This window comes from Nocardioides sp. (assembly GCF_031422975.1).
Lineage (GTDB): Bacteria > Actinomycetota > Actinomycetes > Propionibacteriales > Nocardioidaceae > Nocardioides.
In genome coordinates this window covers 1-3921 of record NZ_JANPEO010000335.1, presented here as the reverse complement: position 1 = coordinate 3921, position 3921 = coordinate 1, and the positions used below count along the sequence as shown (strand labels likewise).

The 3921-nt window shown below is 70.7% G+C and carries 3 protein-coding genes and 1 pseudogene; 1 reads left to right on the top strand and 3 read right to left on the bottom strand.

All coding sequences use genetic code 11. The annotated features are described in order from the left end of the window. Positions 1-662: pseudogene (locus tag RMO85_RS10215) on the top strand (hypothetical protein); the annotation flags it as partial. On the opposite strand, the gene RMO85_RS10210 reads toward RMO85_RS10215, so the two are convergent. The 3 genes from RMO85_RS10210 to RMO85_RS10200 all read right to left on the bottom strand — a co-directional run bounded on the left by RMO85_RS10210 (position 573) and on the right by RMO85_RS10200 (position 3755). Continuing rightward, a complete protein-coding gene (locus RMO85_RS10210) occupies positions 573-1655 on the bottom strand; it encodes an alanine racemase (RefSeq protein ID WP_310528619.1) in 1083 nt (360 codons plus the stop codon). The pseudogene RMO85_RS10215 and the gene RMO85_RS10210 overlap by 90 nt on opposite strands. After that, complete coding sequence (locus RMO85_RS10205; RefSeq protein WP_310528618.1) at positions 1652-2803, bottom strand: peptidoglycan bridge formation glycyltransferase FemA/FemB family protein; 1152 nt, start codon at positions 2801-2803, stop codon at positions 1652-1654. The genes RMO85_RS10210 and RMO85_RS10205 overlap by 4 nt, the downstream gene beginning before the upstream one ends. Before the next feature lie 145 nt (positions 2804-2948). Then, positions 2949-3755, bottom strand: coding sequence for a deoxyribonuclease IV (locus RMO85_RS10200; protein ID WP_310528617.1), 807 nt, complete (start codon positions 3753-3755; stop codon positions 2949-2951). Positions 3756-3921 lie beyond the last annotated feature (166 nt).

The window sequence follows — 3921 nt, the reverse complement described above, 5'->3', positions numbered from 1 at the left end:
ACCGGCGCCTGCCCGACGCGGGGGTGCTCGGCGCCGGCGCCGTGGCGGTGTGGACGGGGCTGATGGTGCCGGCCCTGGCGAGCTCGCCCCAGGCATGGCAGGCCTCGTGGAGGGGGTACTTCCACGGCGCCGACATCGGCTCGGCCTGGCTGCTCGTCGACCAGGTGGCCGACGTGGATCCGTCCACCGCAGTGATCCTGATCGGCACCGGGACCCTGGTGGCCGTCATGTCGGCAGCGGTCGTCGCCCTGGCCTGGCGCACGACGTGGTCGTTCGCCAGCCTCGGCACGCTGCTGGTCGCGGGGGCGCTGGCCATCAGCCCCGCGGCGGCACCGTCCTATGCGCTGGTCCTGCTGCCGCTCGCCGTCGTGGCGGTGCGGAGGTGGAGCCACCTGCTGGTGTGGCAGACGTGCGAGGTCGGGCACTGGGCGATGCTCGGGTTCTACCTCGGCGGAGTTCTCGCGCCCTCGGGTGGTGGCGACGCACGGGCCTACTGGCTCGGGGTGGTGCTGCGCATCGGCGGCCTGATCTGGCTGGTCGGGGCGACCGTGATGTGCGCTGCCGAGCCGGGCTCAGGTGATGTCGACCCGGTCGAACGTGGTCGCGGTGAAGCGGACGCGGACGTCGATGTCCTCACCGACCTCGGGCACCCGCGCGCCTGACGGCAGGAAGAGCATGGAGGCCTGCATGTGCGGGGGCTCCGCGAACAGGCGCTGCTTGCCGTCGATCGAGAACGGCGAGCGCACCAGGCCGAGCACGTCCATCCCGCTGCGGGCGATGGTCGCGGCCCGGCTCCGCAGTGAATGGTCCCCGGTCGGCGCCTCGAGCCCGATCCCGTGCGCAGTGCCACCGCTGACGACCAGGATGTGACCGCTCGTGGGCATGGACCTGCCGCGATAACCGAACGTGTCGCCGCGTTCGATGGGGTGCACGTCCAAGACGGTGGAGCTGACGCGCAGCGCCGCGCGGTCACCGAGCCAGAGGTCGGTACCGATGCGGGGACGGATGGTGAAGTCGGGGTAGGCCGTGCGCAGTCGGGCCAGCTCGGCGGTGGTCAGGTGGCTCACGAAGATGTTGCGCGTCGGGAGGCCGGTCGCCACGACGTCGTTGAGGAGTCGAGTGACCTCGCCGAGGTGGCTGGCGGTGTTGAGCGGCAGGTGCATCGCCACCCCCACCAGCCCGGACAGCCGCCGTTCGCCGAGGACCTTGGCGGCCTCGAGCAGCTCGCGCCGGGTCATCCCGTGACGTCGCATGGAGGTGAGCTGTTCGAGGACGAAACGTGCGTCCGGGGCGCGCGCCAGCAGGTCGCGCACGTCCGCGATGCGGCTGACCGTGTGGATGACCCGCGGGCTGAGGGTCTCGGGCACGTCGAGGGCGGCGCCCAGCGGGCGCCAGGGCGTGAGGACCAGGAGGTCCCCGGCAAACCGGGGGGATGCGTGCTGGAGCTCGAGGTAGGTGCCGACGGCCATCATGTCGATCTTGCTGCCGGTGGTCGCGGCATGCTCGTCGAGCCATGTGCAGCGGCGCGCGAGCTTGCCGATGCCGAAGCCGTAGCCGTTGCCCTTGACGACCGGCACGATCCCCGTGAGCTCGGAGACGGTGTCGAGCAGGTGGGTCCGCCAGCGGTCGCCGTCGACGGTCAGGGCGAGGCTCATGGGCGCCGCCTCATGTAGAGGTCGAACGCCGCGTACAGCGGCTTGCTCAGCGGTAGGTCCCACTCGCCGACGTACTCGACGGCCTCGCCACCGGTGCCCACCTTGAACTGGATCAGTCCGACGTGCGAGTCGCCGGAGTCGAGAGTGTCGGTGATGCCGCGCAGGTCGTAGACCTCGGCCCCGTTGGCCAGCGCGTCGCGGATCATCTCCCACTGCACGGCGTTGGAGCCGCGGACCTCGCGCTTCTCGCTCGAGCTGGCTCCGTAGGAGTACCAGGCGTGGGAGCCCACCCGGATCGCGATCGTGCTGGCGACGAGGTCGCCCTCGTGCCGGGCCAGCCAGACGGTGATCCGGCCCGGTGCCTCGGCCGAGAGGGCGTCATACATCGTCTCGAAGTAGGCGAGACCGCGCGGCGTGAAGTGGTCGCGCTCGGCGGTGTGGACGTAGAGGTCGTGGAACGACTTGAGGTCGCTGCGGCCGCCCTGCTCGACGACCACACCCTCCTTGGCAGCCTTCTTGATGTTGCGGCGCCAGAGCTGGTTCATGCCCTTGAGGACGTCGTCCTCGCTGCGACCGGCGAGTGGGATGACGAAGTTGAACTGGGGCTGTCCCGCGGCGAAGCCGCCCTCCGCGGCCTGCGGTCGCCACCCCAACTCGCGGAGCTGGGAGACGACGCTCGCGCCTTCGCGCGATCGTTCGAGCGGCGACACGTCCGTCAGTCGGAAGGTGGAGTCATCGGCGATGCCGTCCTTGATCTGGGCGGCGCTCCAGCGGCGGGTGATGACCGGTGGCCCCATACGCACGCCGAAGGCACCCTGCGTCTTCACGTGAGCAGCCATCGGCTCCAGCCAGAGCGACAGGTCGTCGTCGGCCCAGTCGATGACCGGGCCCTCGGGGAGATAGGCCAGGAAACGCTTCAGCCTGGGCAGTTGGCGGTAGAGGACGAGCGCGGCGCCGACGAGCTCGCCCTTGCGCATCCAGCCGATGCTCTCGCCTCGCCACTCGGGCTTCACCCGCGCCCACGCCGGGGTCTGGAGGAAGCTGGCACTCGAGCGGGCCGCGATGAAGGCCGCGTGCTCGGCCGCCGTGATGGTCTGGACGGTGAGGGGCGGCCCGGTGATTGGCTTCGATGTCGGCAGGGGAGTCACCTGGCCACGGTATCCGCTGGGTGCGCGGGCCCACATGAAAGGCGGCCGGACACGACCCCCGTACGTGTCCAGCCAGCTCTCCATTAACCAGACGTTGCAGTCTGCCATCAGGTTGCCTGCAACCCGGCACTATTTTCGGGAGTGGTCAGAGCCGCTGTCGCAGCCAGGCCACGTCGTCGACGTGGTCGGCTGCGGCGCCAGGCGTCTCGAGCACGACCGGGGCACCCGCGTCGCGTACGACGGCGGCGAGCAGGTCGGCGTCGATCCTGCCGGCGCCGAGGCTGGCATGCCGGTCGGCGCCGGAGTCGAAGTCGTCGCGGCTGTCGTTGCAGTGGACGAGGTCGATCCGCCCGGTGATGGCCATCACGTCCGCGACGACGGTCTCGAGCCGGTTGCCGCCGGCGTGGGCGTGGCAGGTGTCCAGGCAGAAGCCGACCATGTCGGCCTGCTCGCAGCCGCTGATCGCGTCCCACACCCCGGCGATGCGCTCGAGGTGGCGAGTCATCGCGTTGTCGCCGCCCGCGGTGTTCTCGATCAGGAGCGGGATCTTCAGGTCGGTCGCGTCCACGGCCTTGCGCCAGTTGTCGAAGCCCGTTCGGATCAGCTGGGCGTCGCCGCCTGCCCGGTCCACGTGACCGCCGTGCACGATCAGGGCCTTGGCGCCGAGCTCGGCGGCCGCGTCGACGTGCTGCTGGAGCAGCTTGCGGCTGGGGATCCGGATGCGGTTGTTCGTGGTGGCGACGTTGACGATGTAGGGCGCGTGGACGTAGAGGTCGATGCCACCCTGCTCGGCTGCGGTCCTCAGTGCGATCGCGCCGCCGGGGTAGGCCACGTCGGGGCCGCGGTAGCCCTGTGGATCGCCGAGGAAGAACTGCACGAGCGGCACCTGCCGCGCCTGCGCCTGCGCGATCGGGTCGGCCTGGTCGACGTGCGCGCCGATCTTGATGCTCATGATCTCGAGGCTAGAGCAGGACGCCGACAACGATCGCGGCACACAGGGCGAGCACTCCCGCGCAGATCGCTGCCGCCGCCCAGGCAGCCATGTCCGGTCGGGCAGCCGGCCCGCCGCTGAGTCGGTCGGGCACGGGTGGTCCCTCCTCGAAGGCGATGTCGAGCCG